Source organism: Novosphingobium sp. HR1a, from assembly GCF_015594425.1.
In the GTDB taxonomy this organism is placed as follows: Bacteria; Pseudomonadota; Alphaproteobacteria; order Sphingomonadales; family Sphingomonadaceae; genus Novosphingobium; species Novosphingobium resinovorum_A.
Window position 1 is genome coordinate 101,126 of the sequence record NZ_JABXWS010000023.1, and the last position, 23,301, is coordinate 124,426.

At 66.4% G+C, this 23,301-nt stretch carries 19 protein-coding genes; 8 read left to right on the plus strand and 11 right to left on the minus strand.

What is annotated here, in order from left to right; translation table 11 throughout:
- Positions 1-39: 39 nt before the first annotated feature.
- A complete protein-coding gene (locus HWN72_RS04165) occupies positions 40-981 on the minus strand; it encodes a LysR family transcriptional regulator (RefSeq protein ID WP_008832235.1) in 942 nt (313 codons plus the stop codon).
- Between the two features lie 292 nt (positions 982-1,273).
- Here HWN72_RS04165 and HWN72_RS04170 point away from each other — a divergent pair, with 292 nt between their 5' ends.
- The 4 genes from HWN72_RS04170 to HWN72_RS04185 all read left to right on the plus strand — a co-directional run bounded on the left by HWN72_RS04170 (position 1,274) and on the right by HWN72_RS04185 (position 7,713).
- Positions 1,274-2,383, plus strand: coding sequence for a purine nucleoside permease (locus HWN72_RS04170; protein ID WP_197524411.1), 1,110 nt, complete (start codon positions 1,274-1,276; stop codon positions 2,381-2,383).
- On the plus strand, positions 2,380-3,915 hold the full coding sequence (locus HWN72_RS04175) for an adenosine deaminase (RefSeq protein WP_069707418.1): 1,536 nt from the start codon (positions 2,380-2,382) through the stop codon (positions 3,913-3,915). The genes HWN72_RS04170 and HWN72_RS04175 overlap by 4 nt, the downstream gene beginning before the upstream one ends.
- A 146-nt stretch (positions 3,916-4,061) precedes the next feature.
- Complete coding sequence (locus tag HWN72_RS04180) at positions 4,062-6,527, plus strand: TonB-dependent siderophore receptor (RefSeq protein ID WP_231958109.1); 2,466 nt, start codon at positions 4,062-4,064, stop codon at positions 6,525-6,527.
- A gap of 67 nt (positions 6,528-6,594) precedes the next feature.
- The gene (locus HWN72_RS04185) at positions 6,595-7,713 is read left to right on the plus strand and encodes a purine nucleoside permease (RefSeq protein WP_083274555.1); all 1,119 of its coding nucleotides are present in this window, start codon (positions 6,595-6,597) and stop codon (positions 7,711-7,713) included.
- 146 nt (positions 7,714-7,859) lie between these two features.
- Here HWN72_RS04185 and HWN72_RS04190 read toward each other — a convergent pair whose 3' ends face one another.
- The 9 genes from HWN72_RS04190 to accD form a co-directional block, all read right to left on the minus strand.
- Complete coding sequence (locus HWN72_RS04190; RefSeq protein ID WP_051586665.1) at positions 7,860-8,546, minus strand: cytochrome b/b6 domain-containing protein; 687 nt, start codon at positions 8,544-8,546, stop codon at positions 7,860-7,862.
- A gap of 8 nt (positions 8,547-8,554) precedes the next feature.
- A complete protein-coding gene (locus HWN72_RS04195; protein ID WP_069707420.1) occupies positions 8,555-9,031 on the minus strand; it encodes a cytochrome c in 477 nt (158 codons plus the stop codon).
- 31 nt (positions 9,032-9,062) lie between these two features.
- A complete protein-coding gene (locus tag HWN72_RS04200; protein ID WP_248005804.1) occupies positions 9,063-10,505 on the minus strand; it encodes an ankyrin repeat domain-containing protein in 1,443 nt (480 codons plus the stop codon).
- Positions 10,498-11,835, minus strand: coding sequence for a DUF1552 domain-containing protein (locus tag HWN72_RS04205; protein WP_069707422.1), 1,338 nt, complete (start codon positions 11,833-11,835; stop codon positions 10,498-10,500). Before HWN72_RS04205 ends, HWN72_RS04200 begins: the two co-directional genes overlap by 8 nt.
- A complete protein-coding gene (locus HWN72_RS04210; RefSeq protein WP_069709101.1) occupies positions 11,832-14,459 on the minus strand; it encodes a DUF1592 domain-containing protein in 2,628 nt (875 codons plus the stop codon). Before HWN72_RS04210 ends, HWN72_RS04205 begins: the two co-directional genes overlap by 4 nt.
- Positions 14,460-14,781: 322 nt before the next feature.
- Positions 14,782-15,729, minus strand: a complete 948-nt coding sequence (locus tag HWN72_RS04215) for an acetyl-CoA carboxylase carboxyltransferase subunit alpha (RefSeq protein ID WP_211149935.1) — start codon at positions 15,727-15,729, stop codon at positions 14,782-14,784.
- Positions 15,730-15,877: 148 nt separating this feature from the next.
- The gene (gene accC / locus HWN72_RS04220; protein WP_008832224.1) at positions 15,878-17,230 is read right to left on the minus strand and encodes an acetyl-CoA carboxylase biotin carboxylase subunit; all 1,353 of its coding nucleotides are present in this window, start codon (positions 17,228-17,230) and stop codon (positions 15,878-15,880) included.
- Between the two features lie 13 nt (positions 17,231-17,243).
- Positions 17,244-17,705: an acetyl-CoA carboxylase biotin carboxyl carrier protein gene (gene accB / locus HWN72_RS04225; protein ID WP_069707424.1), complete on the minus strand. Its 462-nt coding sequence runs from the start codon at positions 17,703-17,705 to the stop codon at positions 17,244-17,246.
- Positions 17,702-18,550 carry an acetyl-CoA carboxylase, carboxyltransferase subunit beta gene (accD, locus tag HWN72_RS04230; protein ID WP_008832222.1) on the minus strand — a complete coding sequence of 283 codons (849 nt, stop codon included), beginning with the start codon at positions 18,548-18,550 and terminating at the stop codon, positions 17,702-17,704. Before accD ends, accB begins: the two co-directional genes overlap by 4 nt.
- Positions 18,551-19,016: 466 nt before the next feature.
- On the opposite strand from accD, the gene fdhD reads away from it, so the two are divergent.
- The 4 genes from fdhD (at position 19,017) to HWN72_RS04250 (ending at position 22,241) form a co-directional block, all read left to right on the plus strand.
- Positions 19,017-19,838: a formate dehydrogenase accessory sulfurtransferase FdhD gene (gene fdhD, locus HWN72_RS04235; RefSeq protein WP_211149936.1), complete on the plus strand. Its 822-nt coding sequence runs from the start codon at positions 19,017-19,019 to the stop codon at positions 19,836-19,838.
- A gap of 75 nt (positions 19,839-19,913) precedes the next feature.
- Positions 19,914-21,122: a toxic anion resistance protein gene (locus HWN72_RS04240; protein ID WP_008832220.1), complete on the plus strand. Its 1,209-nt coding sequence runs from the start codon at positions 19,914-19,916 to the stop codon at positions 21,120-21,122.
- A 6-nt stretch (positions 21,123-21,128) separates the two neighbouring features.
- Positions 21,129-21,839, plus strand: coding sequence for a hypothetical protein (locus HWN72_RS04245; RefSeq protein ID WP_069707426.1), 711 nt, complete (start codon positions 21,129-21,131; stop codon positions 21,837-21,839).
- Positions 21,840-21,887: 48 nt separating this feature from the next.
- Entirely contained in the window at positions 21,888-22,241 is a 354-nt protein-coding gene (locus tag HWN72_RS04250) for an EthD domain-containing protein (RefSeq protein WP_008832218.1), read from the plus strand.
- Between the two features lie 177 nt (positions 22,242-22,418).
- On the opposite strand, the gene HWN72_RS04255 is transcribed toward HWN72_RS04250, so the two are convergent.
- Complete coding sequence (locus tag HWN72_RS04255; RefSeq protein ID WP_036522505.1) at positions 22,419-23,228, minus strand: SDR family NAD(P)-dependent oxidoreductase; 810 nt, start codon at positions 23,226-23,228, stop codon at positions 22,419-22,421.
- Positions 23,229-23,301 lie beyond the last annotated feature (73 nt).

The window sequence follows — 23,301 nt, forward strand, 5'->3', positions numbered from 1 at the left end:
TAGGGACACTATGGCGCAAGGGCAACCGGGTGAGCAGCATCATGCGTCGTTCTCTTCCGTCGAGAGCATCGATTCCACATAGCTGAGGCCCGCGAACCCGTTCTCGATCTCCGACAGAACGAGACTGGCCGCATAGGAAGGGGTGCGCGCGGAGTTGGTACAGAGCGCCAGCGTCATCGGCCGCAGCAGCGCGTCGGAGATGCGGGTGAAGGACACCTGGCCCGCTTGCACTTCGGTGATCACGTCGAGGGAGGACAGGATACCCACGCCCGCCCCGGCCTGCACCAGCGAGGCGATCATCTGGATGTTGTCGGAGGTCGCGATCCGGCTCATGTCCATGCCTGTCGTGCCTTCGAGGACGGCGATCTGCTGGCTGATCGCCAGAACTTCGGCCGGGACGATCAGCGGCTCGCCGATGGCGGCGGAGAAGCGGGCCTCGGACAGTTCGCCCAGCGGGTGCCCCGGCGGCGTGATGAAGCCCAGAACCACTTCCACGAAGGCGCGTACCGTCAGGTCGCGGTAGCTGTGCGGTTCGAACAGGATGCCGAAATCGACCTCGCCGCTGGCGACGGCTTTGCGCACCTCGTCGTTGGCCTGAACCTTCACGCCGACGGTAATGCCCGGATACCGTTCCTGCACCGAGCGGACGACCGAGGGAATGTAGCCCTTGGCCAGCGCGTCGATGATGGCGAAGTCCACGTGACCGCGTTTGAGCCCGCGCAAGTCCTCTATCTGCGCGCGGATGTCCTGCATGTTCTTCTGCCAGCGGTTGCCCGCCGCCATCATGATCTCTCCCGCCGCCGTCAGGCGCAGGCCGGTGGGCAGACGCTCGAACAGGGGTGTGCCGATCTCCGCCTCGACGTTGAGGATCTGGCGGGCGATGGCGGAGGCCGAGACATTGAGTTCGTCGGCGGCCTTGCGGATCGAACCGTGGCGGCCGACGACCATGAAATAGCGCAGAAAACGGGAAAAGGCGGGCATGGCGACTTTAGACCTGCTCTAATTTTTGCAACGGACCGTGGGATTCATTGCGTTTGCTAGCACTATCTCCTGTGCCGTACCACCGCTAGCAATACCGGAAGGTGCGATCCGACGAACGCGATTTCCCGATCCTCTCCCTACAGGGGGATCGTCGGTCGCCGGAGCCGCACTTTTGGTAAGGGGGCGCGCCGGTGCCGGGTGAATCCACCGAACCTGCGCGGGTGCGCCCCCCGTTCTCGGGGTTCTAGTTACAATGATTGCTTATCGATCCGGCCGCCCCTTGAGGGCTTCCTTGCGTGCGCTGGCGCTTGCCGCAGCAGCGGGCCTGCTTGCGCCCGTCGCTGCGGCAGCGGCGGAGCCTGCCTTGCCGGAAATTCCCAAGGTCACGCCGATTCCGGTGAAGGTCATCGTCGTCGCCACGTTCGAGCCGGGCGAGGACAAGGGCGATGCCCCAGGTGAATTCCAGGCCTGGGCCGAGCGCGAGCATCTCGACGAGGTGATCCCGGTCAAGGGCACGCTCCACCCGCTGCGCCGCAATGCTGACGGGCTTTATGGCATGGTCTGGGGCAGCCCGGACACGATGATCGGCAGCGTGTCCGACCAGCTGACCGCGCTGCTGATGGACCCGCGCTTCGATTTCACGAAGACGTACTGGCTGTTCACCGGCATCTCCGGCGTCGATCCGCAGCTGGCCTCGGTCGGCAGCGCAGCGTGGTCGCGCTGGGTGGTCGACGGCGACAAGCTGCGCGAGTTCGACGACCGCGAAGTACCGAAGGACTGGCCTTATGGCTTGTTCGCGATCGGCGCCGACAAGCCGAACACTCTGCCCGGAGCCACCCAGGACTTCGCCGGCTTCACGGACACCCGCAAGCTGTCGATGTCGGCCGAGCTGAATCAGGGGCTCGCTTACTGGGCCTATGGTCTCAGCAAGGACGTGAAAATCCCCGATTCGCCGGAGCTTAAGGCCGACCGCGCGCGCTGGAAGGGCTGGCCCAATGCGCAGAAGCCGCCGTTCGTGCTGATGGGCGAGACCTTGGGCGGCCTGCGCTACTGGCATGGTCCGAGCCGCACGCAGTGGGCGCGCGATTGGGTCAAACTGTGGACCGGCGGCAAGGGCCGCTTCGCCATGACCAACATGGAAAGCCAGATCCAGCAGGGCTCGATCCTGATCGCGGCCAAGAACGGTCTGGTCGATGCGAACCGTGTCATGGTGCTGCGCACGGGCTCCAACCCTTCGATGCCGCCTCCGGGCATCTCGGCGGTTGAGAGCGTCGCCAACGAAGGCGCGGGCCAGAAGGCCGCGTTCGAGGCGAATTACCTCGTCGGCGCGCCGGTCGTGCACGAACTGCTCAAGCACTGGGACAAATACGAGAACGCCGTACCGGAGGCCCCCGTACCGTGAGGCGCCTCGTTTCCACCCTGCTGACGACGCTGGCCTTGCCGCTCGCGGCTCCGGCCGCGCATGCGGACGAGGCGGCGGCGTCTGCCATGCTCGACGAAATGGCGGGCAATGCCGGGCGGCTGCGCGTGTTCCTGCAGGCGATGCCCAAGGGCGGCGATCTGCACAACCACCTCGGCGGTTCGGTCTATGCGGAGGACTTCCTCAAGGTCGCCGCCGCCAAGGGCATGTGCGCGGACGCCGGGATCACCCGCATCGTGCCGGGGCCGTGTCCCGCCGAACTCCAGATCGGTCCGATGGCCGAGAAGGACCCGTTCACTTACGCGAAGCTGATCGACGCGATCTCTACGCGGGGCTTCCAGAAGGGCATCGGCCCGGCTCTGGTCTCCGGCCACAACCAGTTCTTCTCCAGCTTCCGCAAGTTCGGTCCTGCGGCGGACGGAGAGGACGCGCGCTGGCTGGCCGACGCTTTCGCCAGCGCGGGCCGCAACAACCTCGTCTACGTCGAACTGATGCACAATCCGGACAGCACGACGCCATTCATGCTGTCCGCGCCCGATGCTCCGCTGGGCGTCGATGGTATTGCCGCCGCCTACAAGCGCGACCTTCCGGCGGCTCAGGCGCTGGTCGCGCCGGCTATCGCGGAAGTGGACGAGGAGGAAGCCTTCGCGAAGAAGCGCCTCGGCTGCGGCACGAAGGCGGCCGATCCGGGCTGCGGCGTGGCGATGCACTACATCTACTCGGCCATGCGCGGGTTGCCGCCGCAGGTCGTGTGGCGCTCGATGCTCGCGGGCTTCGTGCTGGCGGACAAGGACCCGCGCTTCGTCGGCGTCAACATCGTCATGCCCGAGGACGATCCGGTCGCCTTGCGCGACTACGACCTGCACATGGCGATGTTCCGCTTCCTCGAAGCGAAGTATCCCAAGGTCAACGTCACCATGCACGCGGGCGAACTCGCGCTCGGTCTGGTGCCGCCCAAGGATCTCGAGGACCATATCGGCAAGGCCGTCGCCTCGGGTGCCAAGCGCATCGGCCACGGCGTCGACATTGCCTATGAAGTCAACGCCCCCGAAACCCTCGCCCGCATGGCGCGGGACGGGATCGGGGTGGAGATCAATCTCACCAGCAACGCTGTAATCTTGGGCGTGGAGGGCGGCGTCCATCCGCTGCACCTCTACCGCTCGATGGGCGTGCCGGTGATGCTCTCCACCGACGACGAGGGCGTGCTGCGTTCCGACATGACCAACGAGCATGTCCGCGCGGTGCAGCAACAGGGGCTGCACTACACCGACCTCAAGGAACTGGCGCGCAACAGCCTGGAATATTCCTTCGCACCGGGCGCGAGCCTGTGGGCGGACCGCCGCTACGGAGCAGTGGTGGCGCCGTGCGCGACGGATTTCACGGCCGGGTCCTGCAAGGCATTTCTCGCAAAGAACGAGAAGGCCACGCTGCAGGCACGGCTGGAAATGAACTTCGACCGGTTCGAGCGCTCGCTCGACCGGTTCAAGGCCAGACAGGGAGCGGCGGGGGACTGAATTCCCCGCCGCGATCGCGGATGCTTGCCGTCAAAGCAACGGCGCACCGTAAACAGGGAACTGCACAGAGAAGTGCGGGAGAGGAGGGACACAACAGCACGCGGCGGGCGGCAAGGACCGTTCCCGCCGTATCAAGGGGGCATACCATGAGGGATATGATCCGTTTCACTGCGCGCAAGACGGTATTGGCCGCGAGCGCGCTGCTTTGTTGCACTGCGCTGACGACACCGGCTTTGGCTCAGGCGGCCGCCGATGAAACCACCGAGGACGGCAAGGACATCGTCGTCACCGGTTCGCTCGGCGCTCTGCCGATCGAGGGTGTCGGCACCGTCTTCGGCTTCGACAAGACCGTGACCGAGACGCCGCGTTCGGTCTCCACCATCAGCGCCGAGCAGATGGAACGCTTCGGCATTACCGACATCTACGACCTCGTCGCGCAGTCGCCGGGCACGTTCACCAACTCGTTCTTCGGCGTCGGCGGCGCGCTCGACATTCGCGGTACTCCGGGCGAAATCTACTTCCGCGGCATGCGCCGTCTCGACAACCCCGGCAACTATCCAACCCCGATCGGCGCCTCCGAGCGCATCGACATCGTGCGCGGCCCGGCCTCGCCGATCTACGGTCCGTCGAAGACCGGCGGCTACATGAACTTCGTGCCGAAGTCGGCGCGCGTTCAGGGCGGTTCCTACCTCGCCAGCCCCGAGGGTGAAGTCACCATGACCGGCGGCAGCTGGCGCAAGGCCGATATCAAGGCCGAAATGCGCGGCCCCGGCAAGATCGGCACGCAGGAATTCGGCTACAGCCTGTTCGCGGAAGTCGAGGATTCGGGCAGCTACTACGACAACATGTCGACCCGTCAGACGATCCTGCAGGGTTCGTTCGACACCGACCTGACGCCCAACCTGCGCCTCGAATTCGGCGGCATGTACCAGAACTACAAGGGCCAGCAGAACGGCGGCTGGAACCGCCTGACGCAGGACCTCGTCGACAACGGCACGTACATTACCGGCTCGGCAAAGCCGCTCGACACCAACGGCGACGGCCAGATTTCGCAGGGCGAGATCAACGCGGCGGTTCCCGGCGGCATGTCGATCTTCGGCGGCTTCGCCTGCGGTGGCGGGGTGTTTGCATCGTCGATCACGGACGCATGCTTTACTAGCTCGCCGAACAGCGCGCTCAACCTGACCAACGTGGGCACCGCCAAGCTCAGCCGCCGCAAGACGCTGACCGGGAAGAACGATCGCCTCGATAACAAGGGCAGTACGCTTTACGCCGACCTGATCTGGAAGGGTGCCGGCGATCTCGAGATCAAGAACCAGTTCTTCTTCGACTCGTACGACAACATCAACGAGAATTCCTACGGCTTCTCGCAGTTCCACGATTCCTACGCGATCGAGAACAAGGTCGTCATCTCGGACAAGTTCGAGAACGACATCGGCAAATTCGCGTTCCAGGTATCGCCGTCGATCCGCTACACCAATTTCAAGCACGGTGACGATTTCAACTACGAATACTTCCACCGCGTCGACCTGACCGTCGGCTACACCCCGGCGTCGGATCGCCTGCTCTCGACCGAGTGCGACTGCGATTACACCAACTATGTCACCGGCCACTACACCGATTACTCGATCGCCGCGCTTGCGGACTTCGACTTCAGTTTCGGTCTCGATGTGACGGTGGGTGCCCGTTACGACTACCTCAAGGCGAAGTCGGCCTACAACATCGGCAAGATGGAAGCGGCGCAGGTCGCATCCAATCGGGCGGACGGCATTCCCGACAGCGCCAGCGGTAACAAGGGCGCATGGTCGTGGTCGGCCAGCGCCAACTACAAGCTGCCCTACGGCCTGATCCCCTATGCCACGATCGCGCGCCAGTCGACCGTGATCGCCGGGCAGGGCGCTGAACTCTATCCGGGCGACATCGCCGGACAGACCTTCGTTTCGGCCTCCAAGCTCTACGAAGGCGGCCTGAAGGGAAGCTGGCTCGACGATCGCCTCTATGCGGCGGTGTCGATCTACAAGCAGAAGCGCACCGACTACAACATCCAGTCGGTCACGGTGAACCAGTCGGTCGAGACCAAGGGCCTCGAAGCCGAGTTCCGCTGGTCGGTGGACAAGCACCTGCTGATCACCGGTGGCTACACGCGCACCAAGGTCTACAACCTGACCGCGCTGACCAATGGCACGCTGTTCAGCTTCTTCGGCATCGAGGATCTGGTCAACGTCAGCGATCCGTCGCTCTACCTCGGCGGCCAGCCGATCGGCCTCGTGCCGATCACCAGCAAGAGCGACTCGCGCCGTGCCGGTATCCCGACCAACCTCTACTCGCTGACAGCGACGTATGCCTTCGACAACGGCCTCGCGCTGAGCGCCAGCGGGGTGAAGGTGGACTCGGTCTACTCGGGCCAGTCGCAGGCGGTGAAGCTGCCCGCTTACACCAAGATCGACGCGGCCATCTCGTACGAGACCGGCCCGTGGCTCGCCCGTCTGGTCGTGAAGAACGTCACCGACAAGAAGTACTTCCGTGCCAACTTTACCGAACTGTTCGGCTCCACGATCGTCCTGCCGGAGCTGCCGCGCAGCTTCCAGGCCTCGTTGACGTACAAGTTCTGATCCCCCGAGAGGGAGCGTCGGCGATCGCCGGCGCTCCCTTCTTGCGGTTTGAATCGAAAGGTTACCCATGCGCTCCCAGACGCTCGCGACTCTCATGGCGGGCGCCGTGCTCGCTGCGGCCACCCCGGCGTTCGCCGCCGATGCCACGGCATCGCCACCCACGACTTCCGCCGTCGCCGACTGCGATCCCGGCGCGCCTTGCGACCATCCGCTGCCGGTCAAGGTGGTGATCGTCTCGCTCTTCGAGATCGGCAAGGACGAGGGCGACGTCGCGGGCGAGTTCCAGCTGTGGAAGGCGCGCCGCGGCCTGACCCAGCGTATTCCCTTCCCGCAGTCGTTCCACGACCTCTACTACAATCCCGAGACGCAGGTGCTCGGCATGGTGACCGGGATCGGCACCGCGCGCTCGACGGCGGCGACGATGGCGCTCGGCCTCGATCCGCGTTTCGATCTGAGCCAGGCCTACTGGCTCGTCGCGGGCATCGCGGGAATCGACCCCGAGGATGCTTCGATCGGCTCGGTCGCCTGGGCGCGCTACGTCGTCGATGGTGACCTCGCGCACGAGATCGACGCACGCGAAATCCCGGCCGACTGGAAGACCGGCTACTTTGCCCGTCACACCAAGGGGCCGAACGACAAGACCACGAAGCCCGATCCGTCCGGCGGCGAGATGTTCCAGGTCAATCCCAGCCTCGAGAAGTGGGCTTATGAGCTGACGAAGAACATCGAGCTTCCCGACTCTCCGGCGATCGCCGCGGAACGCGCGAAGTTCGTCGATTACCCGCACGCGCAGGAAGCGCCCTTCGTCCTTGAGGGCGATACGCTCTCCGCCATGACCTTCTGGCACGGTGAGAAGCTGACCGACTGGGCCAACGACTGGGTTCGCTACTGGAGCGGCGGGCAGGGCGAGTTCGTGACTTCGGCGATGGAGGACACCGGCGTCATGCAGGCGATGACTTACCTCGACGCCGTGGGCCGCGCCGACCGTGACCGCGTGCTGGTGGTGCGCGCCGGTTCCAACTTCACGATGCCGCCGCCGGGCGTCGATGCGGCGACCTACCTGCTGCGCGAAAACGAGGGCTATGCGGGGCTCGAGGCGGCTGTGGAGAACCTCTACACCGTGGGCTCGAAGGTGGTCGACGAACTGCTCGGCAACTGGGACCGCTATAAGGACGCGACGCCCTGAGGCGCGATCAATCCTGTATTGAAACTTTCGTCGTCATTCCCGCGAAGGCGGGAACCCATCTCCTGACGGTGCCCGTTGCCAGGACATCAGATGGGTCCCCGCCTTCGCGGGGATGACGACGATGTAATTCATTGGGGTGGGAGTTCTCAATAGGCGGGCGCGTTGCCGAACTGGAAGCCGGTCGAGACTACCCATGCGAAGGCCACGGCGATGACGATGCCGATCAGCGCCTTGACCGGCGACCAGCGCAGGTCCGTCACGTCTTCTCCCGCAGCAACCGGGCGCTTGCCGGTCACCATCGGCCGCACGAGGTTCTGGCGCTTCCACGCAAGGTAGAACACCACCGCCACCACGTGCAGCGCCACCAGCGCAAGGATCACGTTGAAGATCGTCGAATGCAGGTCCGACGCGGCCGAGGACTGGTCGAACGACACGTACGTCGCCAGCGGCCCGTCGTAGAGCATGTCGATGTCGCTGGCGAACAGCCCCGCCGTCACCATCGCGCCGACGGCCAGCAGCATGGCGACCACGCTCCACCCGCCAAGCGGATTGTGCCCGTCGGCATGGCTCGCGGTCCGGTGGCCAAGGCCCTTGAAATAGGCCGCGACCGCACCCGGCCCGCGTACGAAGCTGGAGAACCGCGCGGTACGGGGGCCGAAGAATCCCCAGTAGACGCGGAACACCAGCAGCGCGAGGATGCCATAGCCCGACAGGCGATGGCGTTCGAGGTCATGCTGTTCCCCGCTCCACCACGAAAAGGCGATGAGCGCGACCAGCAGCCAGTGGAACAGGCGGATGGTCGGGTCCCAGACGGGGGTAGTGGAGCGGGTCATGCGTATCCTCAGTCGTCGGCGCGGAACTGCTTGTGGCACGAGCCGCAGGCGCCGCCGACGGCCTTGAACTGCGCGCCGATGGCCGCGGCATTGCCGGTGCCCGCGACGGCGACCAGCTTGTCGGCTTGGGCGATATAGGTCTTCATGGCGCCGTCGAAGGCGGCGCGGTTGGTCCAGATCGCGGGCAGGGCTTCGGTCTTCACCCCGGAAGACGGGCCCGAGCCGTTAGGGAACAGGCCAACCTGCGCGCGGCCGGTGGCAGCCAGCGTCTTGGCGGCGGCGACGGCCTGGACCTTGTCGATCGAGCCGCTGGCGAGCTGGTCCTTGAGGACCTTCATGGCGCCACCCATCTTCTTGAAGTTGGCGTGGCGGGTGGCGATGGCGGTCTCGGCGGGCGAGGCGGCGATGGCGACGGTCGCGCTCACCGTCAGAACGGCGGCGGACACGCCGAGTACGGCAAGCGAGAGCTTGTTGGAAAGCGTCATGGTTTTTCGATCCTGATCGGTTTGTTGGGATTCAAGGACGATTGGTGGCTAACACAGGCGCGGCCGTTTGGCCAAAGACTTGATCGTAGACCGCTTTTACCGTCGCAAGTCCGCCTTCGGCCATCTGCGCGGGCGTTGTGCCGCGCGCATTGGCGAGGGTAGGTTTCGCGCCGTGCGCGGCCAGCACCTTGAGCATCGCGCCGAGTTGGTCGTGCATGCCGCCACCGATTACCAGGTGCAGCGGCGTGGTGCCTTTCGCGTCGGCGACATTGGCATTGGGGGCCAATGCCAGCGCCTCCTCCAGCGCCGCCGCACTGTGGCCCGAAGCGGCGGCGAGGACGACGTTGACGCCGTTCTCGGCGACGAAAGTGCGGTTCGCTCCGCCTGCGACAAGACGCTTCATCGCCTTGACCTGCCCGGCCTGCGCGGCCAGCAGCAGGGGCGGTGTGGGCGGTACGGGGGCGGGCGGCATGCCGAAGTTCGCCTCCGTCACCCACTTGATCCGCGAAGGGCCGGTGAGGCCGTTCACATCCGCGCCTTTCGCCAGCAGCAGGTCGATCAGCGCCGTGTCGCCGCCCTTCGCCGCGACGTGGAGCGGCTGTTCGCCGTTGCGGTCGCGCTCGGCGAGGTCGAAGTCCAGCGGCGCCAGCATTTCGGCGGCGCGCCAGTTCTTCTGGTAGAGCGCCAGTTGCAGGGCGCTGGTGTTCTCCGGCCCGCGATGGGTTGTATCGGCTCCGGCATCGAGCAGGGCGCGGGTCGCCTCGCCCGAGCCGCTGGTGATGGCGAAGAACAACGGAGTGAAGCCTTCCCCGGTGGCCCGGTTCACCTTCGCTCCCGCCTTGAGAAGCGCGGCGATCGCGCCGAGGTTTCCGGCGGAGGCGGCCCACATCAGCGGCGTCTGTCCGCGCGCATCGAGGCTGTCGGCCTTCGCGCCCTTCGCCAGCATCTGCGTGACGGTCTCTGCGCCCGAGTAGCGCGCGCAGACCGCGAGCGGGGTGACGCCGTCAGGCCCGGGCTTGCGTACATCGGCGCGAGCGTCGAGCAGTTGCACGACAATGGCCGTGCTGCCGCGCTCACAGGCGAGGGAGAGGGGAGTGAGGCCTTCGGCATCGATGACATTCGGCTTCGCGCCATGCTTCAGCAGGACGGCGACGAGCGCGGGATCCTGCGTCTCGATGGCGTGCGCGAGCGGGCTTTCGCCATAGAGCAACGGCGCGTTCGCATCCGCACCCGCCTTCAGCGCGCCCTCGACGGTGATCGGATCGGCGGTGGCGAGGGCATCGGCCAAGGTATCGGCCTGCGCGGGCGTGGCGATAAGGCAAGCCAGGGCGGTCAATGCTCGCCGTCCCGGACTTGCTCCGGGACCGGTGGCGATCTTTAGGCGCGGCGTCGCGTGATGCGCCTTGCCGGGGCGTGGGCCGTTCACGGCCGGCGGTCCCGGAGCAAGTTCGGGACGACGAGGAGGCTCACGCATCGGTCAGTTCCCGCAAGGGCGCCGTACTGTCGCCGAACTTCGCGGCGGGCACGCCCAGCGTCTGCAGGCCCGCCAGCATCAGGTTGGACATGGTGGTGCCCTTCTCGACCCGGCTGTGGCGCCCGCCCTTCACCAGCCCGCCCGCGACGATCACCGGCAGGTCCATGTAGTCGTGCTCGTTGGAATCGCCGAAGGCCGAGCCCCGGATCACCAGCGTGCGGTCCAGCAGCGAGGCCTCGCCATCGCGCGTGTCCTTCATCTTCTGGAGGTAATAGGCGAAGAATTCCATGTGATAGCGGTTGATCTTCGCCAACTGCGCCATCTTGTCCGGGTTGTTGCCGTGGTGGCTGAGCATGTGGTGCGAATCCGGCACCCCGATCTCCGGATAGGTGCGGTTCGACAGTTCGCGCCCGATCATGAACGTGCCGACGCGGGTTACGTCGGCCTGCATGGCGAGCACCTGCAGGTCGATCATCAGCTTGACGTGCTCGGCGAAGTCGTCGGGAATGCCTGCGGGTTGCTGCAGGTTGGCGGCCTGCGTGGTGGCGGGCGAAGCGGCGCTGCGCTGGATGCGCTTCTCGATGGCGCGGGTGGCGTCGAGGTATTCGTCGAGCTTGCGCTTGTCCTCCATGCCCAGCTGGCCCGAGAGGCGGCGGGTGTCGTCCATCACGAAGTCGAGGATCGAGGACTGGCGCCGCAACTGGGCGAGGCGGCCCGCTTCATCGGTGTCGCCATCGCCGAACAGCCGCTCGAACACGGCGCGCGGGTTCGCCTCGACCGGCAGCGGCACCGTGGGGGTGAGCCACGAGATGCCGTTGGTATAGGCGCACGAATAGTTGATGTCGCACGATCCGAGCAGGCTGGCGGTGTCGATCCCCAGCTCCAGCGAGGCGAGCGGGGTGGCATCGCCCAGATGCTGCGCGAAGACCTGGTCCATCGACACGCCCGCGCGGATGTCCGGCCCTTCGGTCTGCTTGGCGTGCGCCCCGGTGAGGAAAGCGGGGCACGAGCGTCCGTGGCCTGCCGGTCGGTCGCCCATGGCAGCGGCCTGCGGATGGCCGAGGCCGCTGATGACGGCGATCTGCTCGCGGTGAGGCGCGAGGGGCTGGAGTGAGGAGGGCAGGACGTAATCGGCCCCTGTCGCGGTGGGCAGGAAGTCCGGCATCGTCATGCCGTTGGGTGAGTAGAATACCTGAAGCCGCTTGGGCCGCGAGGACAAGTCGGCGGCCTTGGCGCTCGGCATCATGGCTTCGAGGAAGGGCAGCGCCATGGCGGCACCGGCACCGCGCAGCACGGTGCGGCGCGAGAGGGCGGGGCGGATCACTCTCATTTCAGGGCCTTCCGGGGAATGGCGATCAGAGACAGGGCGGCGGGCCTTGCCGACGGGGCTTCGACAAGCTCAGCCTGAGCGGAATTGAGAGCGCTTTTGCCAGAGACATAACCCCAACCCCGCTCACCCTGAGCTTGTCGAAGGGGCAGGCGCGGGGTCTGGCCATAGGCCGCCTTGAACGGCTGCGGCACGCGGCGCAGGGCGAAGGCGGGGCTTTGCGCGATCCCGCGCACGATGGTCTGGATGCGGTACTGGTCCGCCGCCGCCGCAGAGGCGATCGCGCGCACCGTGGGCATGTCGTTGGCCGAAAGCCCGCGCGCCACCGCATAGGTCATCAGCCGTTCGGTGAAGGCGCGGGTGAACTCGTCCTTGCGGTCCATGAGAACCTGCTGGAGCCCGGTGAGACCGTCGAATTTGAACCCGTCGGGCATCGTCGCGATCGTGTCGATCGGCTGGCCCGCATCCACCGTCCGCCACTGGCCGACCGCATCGAAATTCTCGAGGGAGAAGCCCATCGGATCCATCTTCACGTGGCAGGCGGCGCAAGTCGGGTTGGCGCGGTGCAGTTCGAGTTGCTGGCGCGCGGTGAGCAGGCGGCCGTCGTGGCTGGTCTTGAGCGCGGGCACGTCCGGGGGCGGCGGGGGCGGCGCGGCGGCGAGCATGTTCTCCAGGATCCACTTGCCGCGTTTCACCACGCTGGTGTGGTTTCCGTAGGAGGTAACGGTCAGCACGCTGGCCTGCCCCAGCAACCCGCCACGATGCCATTCGGGACGCAGCGCCACGCGGCGGAACGCGGGGCCGGAGACGCCGGGGATACCATAGTGCTCGGCAAGGCGTTGGTTGAGGAAGGTGTAGTCGGCGCTGATGAAGTCCAGCACCGGGCGGTCGCTTCGCAGCACGTCGGCGAAGAACATCTCCGTCTCGGTCGCCATGGCTGACTTGAGGCGTACGTCGAACTTCGGGAACACCTCGGTGTCGGGGCGCTGCTGGTCGAGGTTGCGCAAGTAGAGCCATTGCCCGGCGAAGTTCGTCGTCAGCGCCTTCGCGCGCGGATCGGCGAGCATGCGGGCGATCTCGGCGTTCAGTACGGCGGGCTGGCTGAGCTTACCCTGCTCGGCGATGGTCAGAAGCCGATCATCGGGGATCGAACTCCACAGGAACAGCGACAGGCGCGTCGCCAGTTCGAGGTCGGAGACGCGGTTGACGCTCCCGGGCATCGCGCCTTGCGGATCGCGCTCCACCACGAAGAGGAATTCAGGCGAGACCAGCACGGCTTCCAGCGCCGCCTCGATGCCGTGCTCGAAGTCCGATGCCTTGCGCTCCTCGGCGTAGATGCGCAGCAGAGGAGCGACGTCGAAGCCGGCGACCGGGCGGCGCCAGGCGCGGCGGGCGAGGGTGGTGATGATCTTCGTCGCGCAGGCATCTTCCTCGCTGGCCTTCTTCGGGCGGCAGAGGAACACGGCGCGGCGGCTTGCGGTGTCGGGCACGTCTGCGGCATCGAACGGCCCCGCCACATCGACCTGCAGCACGTCGCGCGGGAAGTTCTGCTGCGAATAGCGCTGGTGCATGCGGTAGCTGGGTACGCTCAGCGTCTTGGCCAGCTTGCCGTCCACCCACACGTCGAGGGGGAGCATCTTCGGCTTGTCGAGGGGCAGCGGCACCTTGTCCGTATCGTTGCGCAGCACCTGCACCGCCTCGGACGGGGCGATGGTGCGGCGGAACGACAGCGCCACGAGGTGCGAGCCCGCCTGCATCGGCACGCGGGCGGTGACTTTGTCCTCGGCCAGACGGTCGGTTTCGTTGTTGGTGTTGGCGTTGAGCCAGGCCGAAACGTCGTACTGGCCGTCGTAACGGGCATAGTAGCGCTGGGCATAGCCGCCGCGCGAGGCCAGCGGCAGCATCGCGCCCGCGCGCTCGTTATACGCCGGCACGCCCGAGTTCTGGACCGACCCGTCCTTGGGCACCTGCCATGTCGTCACCACCTCGCGTCTTGAGGTGAGGCCGGTGGCCATGCGGCCGACCTTGCCTGCCACCGCGACGTAGCGTTCCATCAGCGTGGGCGAGACGGAGAGCACATCGGCGATGTTGTCGAAGCCGAAGCCGGAGTTGTCGGCAGGCAGTTCGCGGCTGAAATCGACGTCGAGCGCAAGCAGGTCGCGCACCGCATTGGCGTATTCCATGCGGTTGAGGCGGCGCAGCGCCGGGCGGCCGGGATCGGGATTGGCGGCGAGGTAGCCCGCGCGAGAGGTGTCGAGCCAGTTCACGAAGGCGGCGCGCATCTGCGCCGAGGGCTGCGTCTTGCCGTGGGGCGGCATTTCTCCGGCGGCGACGCGGCGCAGGATTTTCTCCCATTCGTCGGCGTGTTTGCCGGTGCGGATGTCGTCGGCGCGCAGGTCTTCCACCGAGAGGTCGGCGATGTTGTCGATGTCGTTGTGGCAGCGTGAGCAGTATTCGCCCAGCATCGGCTCGACGAAGTTCGCGGCCTGCTGCGGGGTCATCGCGGCGAAGCCGGGTGTCTGGTCTGGCGCGGCGTCCTGAGTTGCGGCGTAGACGGTGGCGGCGGTGACGAGTGCGCTGAGCGCGAGCGTCGTCCTGCCGAGGTTGTGTCGCCCGAGAAGGCTCATCGATGTTTCCGACCCCATGGCCGGGCCCGCGTTTTCGCGGGTTTCCGGCACGCCCTGTCCCGCCGAAACGGGTCCTGTTGGGCGGACGGGTTATCGGTTGGGGGTGTTGCGGTCCAACAGCATTAATCGGACATGGCGTGCGAGAAATTGGAGCGGGGGCGTTCGGGGACACGCGGGGGGCTTCGACAAGCTCAGCCTGAGCGGGATTGAGATACTGCGCTACCTCCGCTCACCCTGAGCTTGTCGAAGCCCCCGCAGCCCAAGCCAACAGCCGTGCCGTTCACGGCCAGCGGTCCCGGATCAAGTCCGGGACAACGGATGATCAGAGCGAACCGATCGCCAGGAAGCGGTCTTCGCGCTGGCGGACTAGCTCAGCGCTCGAACGGCGGCTCAGCGCATCGAGTTCGCGGCCGACCGCATCGGCCAGCGCGCGTGCCGTCGCGGCGGGGTCGCGGTGAGCGCCGCCGGTGGGTTCGGGGACGATGCCGTCGATGACCTTGAGGCCCAGCAGGTCCTGCGCCGTCACCTTCATCGCGGTCGCCGCATCCGCAGCCTTGTCGGGCGTGCGCCACAGGATCGAGGACGCACCCTCGGGCGAGATCACCGAGTAGACCGAGTGCTCCAGCATCAGCACGGTGTTGGCGGCGGCGATCGCCACCGCGCCGCCCGAGCCGCCTTCGCCTACGATCACCGCCACCATCGGCACGCCGAGGGCAAGGCAAGCCTCGGTCGAGCGGGCGATGGCTTCGGCCTGGCCGCGTTCCTCGGCCTCGACGCCGGGGAAGGCGCCTGCGGTATCGACCAGCGTGACGACCGGCAGGCCGAACTTGCTGGCCATCTCCATCAGGCGGATCGCCTTGCGGTAGCCTTCGGGCTTGGCCATGCCGAAGTTGTGCTTGATGCGGGTGGTCGTGTCGTGGCCCTTTTCGTGGCCGATGACCATGACCTTGCGGCCGTCCAGCGTGGCGAGGCCGCCGATGATCGCGGCGTCTTCACCGTAGAGGCGGTCACCGCCCAGCGCGACGAAATCGGTGAAGATCAGGCGCAGGTAATCGACGAAGTGCGGGCGCTGCGGATGGCGCGCCACTTGCGTCTTCTGCCAGGGGGTCAGCTTGGCGTAAGTCGCCTCCAGCATGCCGGAGCTTTTCTTGGCGAGCTTGTCGATCTCGCTCTCGATGTCGAGGTCGCTGCCGTCGGCGGTGGCGCGCAGTTCGGCGATGCGCGCTTCCAGCTCGGCGATCGGCTTTTCAAAATCGAGGAACGAAATCATGTCAGTCTCTCAAATACGCTCGGCTTGGTCTTGAAGCCGGCCATTACCCTACATTCGTCATTGCGAGGGGCGATAGCCCCGCGGCAATCCAGAGCCGCCTAAGCTGCCCTGGATTGCTTCGCTTCGCTCGCAATGACGAGCGAAGGGTTCAGTCGGCGGCGCGTTTCGCCAGCCAGTCTTCCAGCCACTTGATCGTGTAGTCGCCTGAGTTGAACTCGGGGTCCTCCAGCAGTGCCTGATGCAAGGGAATCGAGGTCTTCACACCGTCGATCACCATCTCGCCCAGCGCACGCTTCAGGCGCATGATCGCGCCGTTGCGGCTGCGGCCGGAGACGATCAGCTTGCCGATCATCGAATCGTAGTACGGCGGGATGCGATAGCCGGCGTAGAGCCCGGAATCGACGCGCACGTTCATGCCGCCTGCCGCGTGGTAGCCCGTGACCTGACCCGGCGAGGGTGTGAAGTTCCACGGGTCTTCCGCGTTGATGCGGCACTCGATGGCGTGGCCCTTGAACTCGATCTCGTGTTGCTTGAACGACAGCGGCTGGCCGTCGGCGATGCGGATCTGTTCGCGCACCAGATCGACGCCGGTGATGGCCTCGGTCACCGGATGCTCCACCTGCAGGCGGGTGTTCATCTCGATGAAGTAGAACTCGCCGTTTTCCCAGAGGAACTCGATCGTGCCCGCGCCGCGATAGGCCATGTCGGCCATCGCCTTCGAGACGATGCCGCCCATGCGGTCGCGCTCTTCCGGCGTGATGACGGGCGAGGGGGCCTCTTCGAGCACCTTCTGGTGGCGGCGCTGCAGCGAGCAGTCGCGCTCGCCGAGGTGCACCGCTTCGCCGTTGCCGTCGCCGAACACCTGGAATTCGATATGGCGGGGGTTGCCGAGGTACTTTTCCATGTAGACCGTGGCGTCGCCGAAGGCCGCCTTGGCCTCCGAACGGGCCTGGCCCATCTGGCTCTCAAGCTCGTCGGCCGAGTTCACGACCTTCATGCCGCGACCACCGCCGCCCGAAGCGGCCTTGATGATGACCGGGTAGCCGATCGTCTCGGCCAGCGCGCGTGCCTCGTCGAAGTCCTCGATCGCGCCGTCCGAACCGGGGACCAGCGGCAGGCCGAGGGCACCGGCGGTGCGCTTGGCCTCGACCTTGTCGCCCATCGTGCGTATGTGCTCGGGCTTGGGGCCGACCCACTTCAGGCCGTGCGCCTCGACGATCTCGGCGAAGCGGGCGTTCTCGGAGAGGAAGCCGTAGCCGGGATGCACCGCGTCGGCCTGCGTGATCTCGGCGGCCGAGATGATGGCCGCGACGTTGAGGTAGCTGTCCTTGGCGGCGGGCGGACCGATGCAGACCGCGTGGTCTGCCAGGCGCACGTGCATCGCGTCGGCGTCGGCGGTGGAGTGGACCGCGACGGTCTCGATGCCCATCTCGTGCGCGGCACGGTGGATGCGCAGCGCGATTTCGCCGCGGTTGGCAATCAGGAGGCGCTTGATGGCCATGTCAGTCCCGCTCTCAGCCGATCACGACGAGCGGCTGGTCGTATTCGACCGGCTGCTGGTTGTCGACGAGGATCGCGGTGACGGTGCCCGCCTTGGGCGCGACGATCTGGTTCATGACCTTCATGGCCTCGACGATGAGGAGCACGTCGCCCTGCTTCACGGTCTTGCCGACCGAGATGAAGTCGGGCGCGCCCGGCTCTGCGGCGAGGTAGACGGTGCCGACCATCGGCGACTTCACGGCATCGACCGGCGCGGCGGCAGCGACGGGCGCGGCCTCTGCGGCGGCGGCAACCGGCGCGGCGGCAGCGGCAGGCGCCGGAGCATAGCCCATCGGCGGCAGGCTGGCGGCCATCTGCTGGACCATCTGGCGCGAGACGCGGATCTTGCGATCGCCGTCCTCGACCTCGATCTCGGTCAGGCCGGTGTCGGCCAGCAGCTCTGCGAGCTCGCGTACCAGGGCGCTATCGATATTCACGCGACTTCCTTTCGTGCAAGATAACCGAGCAGCGTTGCCAGTGTGTCTTTCAGGTCCTTGCGGTGGACCACCATGTCGACCATGCCGTGGGCATGGAGGTACTCGGCGCGCTGGAAGCCGTCGGGGAGTTTTTCTCGGATCGTGTCCTGGATCACGCGCTGGCCGGCAAAGCCGATGAGCGCGCCGGGTTCGGCGATCTGCACATCGCCGAGCATGGCGTAGCTGGCGGTGACGCCGCCGGTGGTCGGATCGGTCAGGACGACGATATAGGGCAGGCCCGCGGCGGCAAGGCGGCGGGTGGCCACGGTGGTCTTGGGCATCTGCATGAGGGACAGGATGCCCTCTTGCATGCGCGCGCCGCCCGCTGCGGTGACGATGACGTAGGCGCAGTTTTCGGCGATCGCCTTCTCGGCACCGGCGACGAAGGCTTCGCCCACGGCCATGCCCATCGAGCCGCCCATGAATTTGAAGTCCTGCACGCCCAGCACGGCCTTGGCGCCGTTGACGGCACCGAAGGCGTTGGTCAGCGCATCGGGGTAGGGGTTGGCGGCGCGGGCGGCCTTGAGGCGGTCGGGATACTTCTTGGTATCGCGGAAATTCAGAGGGTTCTCGGGAACCTTGGGGGTCGGCAGGACGGTATAGCCGGTGTCCAGCAGCAGGTCGAAGCGGGCCTTGGCGCCGATGCGGCCATGGTGCTCGCACTTCGGGCAGACCGAAAGATTGGCCTCAAATTCCTTGATGAAGAGCATCTCGCCGCAGCTGGCGCACTTCATCCAGAGTTCGTCGGGCGTATCGCGCTTGGCGAGGCTCGATATGGAATTTCGGACTTTGTCGAGCCAACTCATTCGATTTCGTACCAATCCTGCGGAAAAAGGGCCTTCGAGACTGGCCTTCTTCCCCCCTGTGTTTCGGCGCGTCTCGTGCGCGTACGGCGGCGACCCGGGAAACGCGCCGGAGCCGTACGAGGCGCGCCCATTAGAGGAATCCGCGTGATGGTCGCAAGCCAATTCGCCCCAGCCTGTGGGCAACTGCGTGGCGCAGGCATCGCCGGGGCGTAACGGAGCGGCGATATGATGGGCTCGATTGGATACGAAAACCGGGAGTAATCGGCGCTGACTGCACGCATTCTATGCAATCGTATTCATACGCTTTCCCTAAGGGGAAAGGGCGAGTTTTCGTCGTCCCGGACTTGATCCGGGACCGGCGGCGGTCTTTAGAAGCGACATTGTGTGATGCGCCTCGCCGCCACGTGGGTCGTTCACGGCCAGCGGTCCCGGATCAAGTCCGGGATGACGAAGGGAATGCCTCCTCATGCACACTCCTGGCTCCACCTCCAGCGCCGTGCGCCGCAGCACTTATGGCAACGCGCCGGGTGACGCCTTCGACTTATCCATTCCCGTCGAGGCGCCCGTGGCGATCGAAACCAACGGTATTGCCTATGCGGTGATGATGGCGACCCCGCTGGCGCTGGAGGATTTCGTCACCGGCTTCCTGATGGCCGAGGGGCTGGCGCTGGCTGGCGAGGTCGGGGAAGTCGCCGTTCATGCGACCGACGAGGCCGAATGGGGCAGCGGTTATGTCGCGCGGGTGAACCTGCCGCCCGAGCGGCTTGGGCCCATCCTCGAACGCGCGCGGCGGCGGGTGGGCGACAGTTCCTGCGGTATATGCGGGATCGAGGGGGTGGAAGCCGCAATGCGCCCGCTGCTGCCGCTGGCCCGGACTTCCGAAGCGAGCCCGCAGGCGATCCGGCGCGGTCTCGACGCCATGCGCGAGGGTCAGGTGCTGGGCAAGCGGACCCGCGCCACGCACGCCGCGGCGTTTTGCAGCGAGGCGGGCGAAGTGCTGGCGCTGCGCGAGGATGTCGGGCGGCACAATGCGCTGGACAAACTGGTGGGCGCGCTCGCCCGTGCCGCGATCGATCCGGCGCACGGATTCATCGTCATGACCTCGCGCTGTTCCTACGAACTGGTCGAGAAGACCGTGCGGGCCGGGTGTCCGCTGCTGGTGACGATCTCGGCGCCTACCGACCTCGCGGTACGCCGGGCGCAGGCGGCGGGGCTGCGGCTCGCGGTGGTGGCGCGCGAGGATTCCATGCTCATGGTCGATCCCGGTAAGCGGTTCGTCGAAGGCTGAACCCCGGTTATCCTTGCAGACAGGCCTGAGCGCACATAGGTTCGCGGACAACCGGGTTTTTCACGAGGACTACACATGGCTACGGCCACTGAAACTGCTGGCGAACTCAAGCTCACTCCCCCCGATCCGGTGCCGACCGTCGCGCCTGAGCGTGCGGCGGGTCTCGTGGCCATCGGGGACGAGGCGAAGTCCAAGCTGCAGGTGCGCGTGGACGAGTTCGTCGACGACCTCGTCTCGCAGGACGCCGCCTCGCCCGATTTCGGGCGCAAGGTGGACCAGATCACCAACATGGGGCGCAAGGAAATTTCCGACGCCTCCAGCCATTCCAACCGCTTCCTCGATCGCCCGGTGCGGGCGATGGACAAGGATGCGGGCGTGGGTGCCGATCTTGCCGAACTGCGCCGCACGGTCGAGGACCTCGACCCCAGCCGCAAGGGCAAGCTGCTGGAGCCGCGCAAGATCTTCGGGGTGATCCCCTTCGGCAACAAGCTGAAGAACTACTTCGACGGCTACCAGAGCGCGCAGGGTCATATCAGCGCGATCCTCGCCCGCCTGCAGGGCGGCAAGGACGAACTGCTGATGGACAACGCCGCCATCGACGTCGAGCGCCAGAACCTGTGGGCCGCCATGGGCAAGCTCGAACAGATGATCTACATGGCGCGCACGCTGGACCAAGCGCTGGAGGACAAGGCCAACGACCTCGACCACACCGACCCGGCCAAGGCGAAGGCGGTGCGCGAATCGGCTCTGTTCTACGTGCGCCAGCGTACGCAGGACCTGATGACGCAGATGGCCGTCTCGGTGCAGGGCTATCTGGCGCTGGATCTGGTGAAGAAGAACAACGTCGAACTGGTGAAGGGCGTGGACCGCGCTTCGACCACCACGGTCGGCGCGCTGCGCACGGCGGTGACGGTGGCGCAGGCGATGGCGAACCAGAAGCTGGTGCTCGACCAGATCACCGCGCTCAACACGACGACCGCGAACATCATCGACGGCACCGGCCAGATGCTCAAGGACAACACCGCGCGCATCCACGAGCAGGCGGCGAACTCGACGATTCCCTTGGAGACGCTCAGCCGCGCCTTCCAGAACATCTACGACACGATGGATTCGATCGACACTTTCAAGCTGAAGGCGCTCGATTCGATGAAGCAGACGGTGACCTCGCTGGAGGGCGAGATCAGCAAGTCCAAGGCCTACATCGCCCGCGCGCAAGGGCAGTCCGAAGGTCTGGCGGCGGGCGACGATGCCGCCGCGAAGACTTTGCTGGAGGCTCTGGACTAACCGACGATGGCTCAGCTTCCAGCCAAGACCTCGCAGCGCGTATCGCAGGACATCGTGCGCGCCGCGCGGCGCCAGCGGGCCGCGCGCATCTACAACGCGCGCAAGGAGCAGTGGCGCTTTCGCATGCGCCGGTTGCGCCGGGCATTCCTGGCGATGGCGGGCATCTACATCGCCGGGCTGGTCGCGGCCCTGGTGCTGGGCGGGGTGTCGTTCACCGCCGGGCTGCTGACGTTCCTGCTGGGAGTGGCGGTCTTCGTGGTGCTGTCGATCTTCCCGGCCACCCCGCGCACGCATGTCGAGGATTTGAACGCCGCCAGCCTGCCGGAACTGGCGGGTTCCACCGAGCTATGGCTGGAAGGCAAGCGCAAGGCGCTGCCGACCGCCGCCGTCGATGCGGTGGACATGATCGGCGTGCGCCTCGAACAGCTGGCCCCGCAGCTGGCGATGCTCGACGAACGCGGTCCCGCGGCGCGCGAGGTTCGCAAGCTGCTGACCGAGCACTTGCCTGAGATGGTCAACAGCTACACCCGCATCCCCGCGCAGCTACGTGGGAAGACCGGCTCTGGCGGCACCTCTCCGTCTGAGCAGCTGGTCGACGGCCTGTGCGTGATCGCCGACCAGATCGAGGCGATGAGCGAGGATTTGTCCCGCAATGACGTCGATGCGCTGGCCACGCGCGGACGGTTCCTCGAAGTGAAGTACCTCGACAAGGAGTGATCGCGGGGGCGGCGCGCGCCGGGTCAAGGGCCGTGCTATCGGACCCGGATGCACAAGATCCTGCTGTTCATGAAGCGTCGGCCGGACATTTCGGTCGAGGCATTCCGCGACTATTACGAGACGCGCCATGCGCCGCTGGCCGCGAAATATTCTCGCGGGGTGACACGCTATATCCGCCGTTACGTCGATCCGCAGCCGCATCCGGAAACCGGCGCGTTCATCGATGGCCCGGACGTGATCACCGAACTGTGGTTCGCGGATGAGGCCATCTACCGCGCGACGCTGGCCTACATCACCACCAGCCTGATGCCGGACGACATCGTCGAGGACGAGAAGAACCTGTTCGACCGCGCCTCCTTCCGCATCGCCACGGTCGTGGAGCGGGAGACGGATTTCGGGTGAAGGGCTAGGCCCACCCCGTTGCGACTAGGCAGCAAGCTGCCAAGTCTCGCTCCCCTCCCGCTCGCGGGAGGGGCTGGGGGTGGGCTCTACCACCGCAACCCCTCTTCCTTCGGCTTCCACGTCCTGCCGGTCCTTGAGGTACGCGACGGTCGTGGCAATGTCGCTCCCAGCCTCCCGTCACTGCGCGTTGCCCCTGGTATTGAGCAGGCCGATGATCCCCCCATCCACGCGAATGTCCACGCCGCTGACGTAGGACGCGGCGGGCGAGCACAGGAATTCCGCGACAGAGGCGATTTCGTCGCCCTGACCCATGCGCTGCTGCGGGACCATGCCGATCATGGCGCGGAGCTGTTCGTTCGCCTCCGCCTCGGCATTGCCCATGGGTGTGGCGATGAAGCCCGGTGCGATCGAGGCGATGCGCAGGCCCTTCGCGCCGAAGGCGGGGGCGTCGCGCTCGACGATGCCGATCACGGCGCGCTTGGAGATCGCATAGGCCATGCCCGGATGGTCCATGTAACCGGCGATGCCGCTGCGCTCGCCGGTGGTCACGAACGCGCGGATCGCGTCCAACAGCGCCGGGTCGCCCAGCATGTAAGCGGAGACCGAGGAGATCAGCACCGCGCAGCCCCCCACCTCGAAGTGCGGCAGCAGCCCCGCAACCAGTCGCTCGGTGGCGTCGTAGTTGACCGCGAAGATGCGCGGCCCGTCGCTCATTGTCGGCGAGAGCCCGGCAGTGTGGACCAGCGCCGAGATCGGGGCGCCGCCCAGCGCGGCGACGATCCGCGCGGGAAAGTCCCCGGCGGCGATGTCGGCGGCGAGAATGTCCACTTTCCCGGCGGCGGGGCGCAGTTCCTCGGCCAGCGCCTCCAGCCTCACAGGGTCGAGGTCGCACAGCAGGAGCGGGCGGCCCTGCGCGGCGAAGCGCTGCGCCGCGGGACGGCCCATGCCGCCTGCGGCTCCGGTGATGACGACGGTTCCGGTGGTCATGCTCTCTCCTCGGCGGGGTCTGTTTGCGCAAGGTGCTAGCCCGGCGGCCGGGCGCGCGACAGGGCGGCGTTGC